The organism is Natronococcus sp. (assembly GCF_047921035.1).
Taxonomy (GTDB): Archaea; Halobacteriota; Halobacteria; order Halobacteriales; family Natrialbaceae; genus Natronococcus.
Map to the genome: position 1 here is coordinate 1 of NZ_JBLRWX010000213.1, position 1,673 is coordinate 1,673.

The window sequence follows — 1,673 nt, forward strand, 5'->3', positions numbered from 1 at the left end:
CGCCGAGGTCGTCATCCTCGTCGTCGCCGAGGTCGTCATCCTCGTCGTCCATGCCATTTTCGTCGTCCTCGAGGTCGTCGTCCTCGTCGTCCATGCCGTTCTCCTCGTCGTCCTCGAGGTCGTCATCCTCGTCGTCCATGGCATCGTCGTCGTCTTCGAGGTCGTCGTCCTCCTCGTCCATGCCATTTTCGTCGTCCATGCCGTTCTCGTCGTCCATCCCGTTCTCTTCGGGATCGTCTTCGAGGTCGTCGTCCTCTTCGTCGTCGGCACAGCCAGCGATTGCCGCAACCATACCAGCACCGACCGCCATCGTGAATTTCCGTCTATCGAGTTTTGCCATAGTACGCATCTACCCCAGAAACCGGGCTGGTAAATAACGGGTACACTCCGTTTCGACGGTTGGTCTCGATTTAAATGAATTCTGAGGTGACCGATAAACGGTTGCGAACACGCCCGCTGTTTCGCAACTGAAAGCACGGACAGTCCGCGTTCCGGCTTCGCTGGCCGCCCCAAGAACCGCGGTTTCCCGCCGAGGAGTCCTGTGGTCCCGTCAGATAGGGGTGTAGTGGGAGACCTACACCGGTTCATAATGAGGTTGTTTCACAGCAACCGGGGTCGACGCCTGCGGTCGAGTGGCGAACGCCGGTCGTCGCTCGCAGCGAACACAGCCCTTATGCACGTCTCGACGGTACGTTCGCTCGATGCACGTCATCGGAACGGTGGGACTGCCCGGAAGCGGCAAGGGCGAGGCCGCCACCGTCGCGCGCGAGGAAGGGATCCCCGTCGTGACGATGGGCGACGTCGTCCGCCAGGAGACGGCCGACCGCGGGTTAGATCCCGCGAAAGACCACGGGGGCGTCGCCCAGGCGCTGCGCGAGGAGAACGGTCCGGCGGCGATCGCCGAGCGCTCGCTGCCGATGATCGACGACCGCCTCGAGGATCACGACGCCGTGCTGGTCGACGGGATCCGGTCGGGCGTCGAGGTCGACACCTTCGAGGAACGGTTCGGCGAGGCGTTTACGCTCGTCAGCATCGAAGCCCCCTTCGACGTGCGAGCCGAACGCATCGACGCGCGCGGACGGGACGCCAGCGCCAACGACGGCGGCGAACCCCTCGAGAAACGCGACGAGCGCGAGCGCGGGTTCGGGATGGACGACGCGATGGACCGCGCCGACGTCGTCATCGAGAACACCGACTCGCTCGAGGCGTTCCACGAACGGATCCGAACGATCGTCCGCGAGCGAACCGCCGAAACCGACGACTCCGAAACCGAAGCCCGACACCCATGACCGAGATCTACAGCGTCGACGTCGAGATCACCGCACCGGTGTACGACACCGAGGTAACGAGCCGCGTCGCCGACGCCGTCACGAACGTCTTTCCGAACGCCGACCTCGAGGAGGAGTTCGGCGAGATCAGGGGCGAAGCCCACTCGCTGGATCACTTCTCGGAACTGCTCCACCGCCAGGAGATCCTCGACACCGCCCGGGGGGAGTTCTTCGGGAACCGCGAGGGCGACGCCTTCTCGTTCGCGCTGAAAAAGCAGGCGGCGTTCGAGGACCGGGTCAACTTCTCGGTCGGCGAACCCGACGAACTCGGCGAGATCGCGGTTCGCGTCCGCGTCCGCGAGCCGGACGTCGAGAGCTACGTCGACCACATCGCCCCGCCGACAG

The 1,673-nt window shown here is 64.5% G+C and carries 3 protein-coding genes; 2 read left to right on the forward strand and 1 reads right to left on the reverse strand.

Features of this window, described 5'->3' with window-relative positions; all coding sequences use genetic code 11:
• Positions 1-292, reverse strand: a 292-nt coding sequence (locus ACNA7R_RS20225; protein WP_416285334.1) for a hypothetical protein, incomplete at its 3' end; no start/stop codon positions are given.
• Positions 293-701: 409 nt separating this feature from the next.
• Between ACNA7R_RS20225 and ACNA7R_RS20230 the strand changes: the two genes are divergently transcribed.
• Complete coding sequence (locus ACNA7R_RS20230; RefSeq protein ID WP_416285335.1) at positions 702-1,289, forward strand: AAA family ATPase; 588 nt, start codon at positions 702-704, stop codon at positions 1,287-1,289.
• Positions 1,286-1,673: RNA-binding domain-containing protein (locus ACNA7R_RS20235; RefSeq protein ID WP_416285336.1), on the forward strand; the 388-nt coding region annotated here is incomplete at its 3' end. The genes ACNA7R_RS20230 and ACNA7R_RS20235, both read left to right, overlap by 4 nt.

What these genes read in the sequence shown, in the direction of transcription:
- ACNA7R_RS20230 (WP_416285335.1), top strand. Translation starts at nt 702, where the DNA reads ATGCACGTCATCGGAACGGTGGGACTGCCCGGAAGCGGCAAGGGCGAG.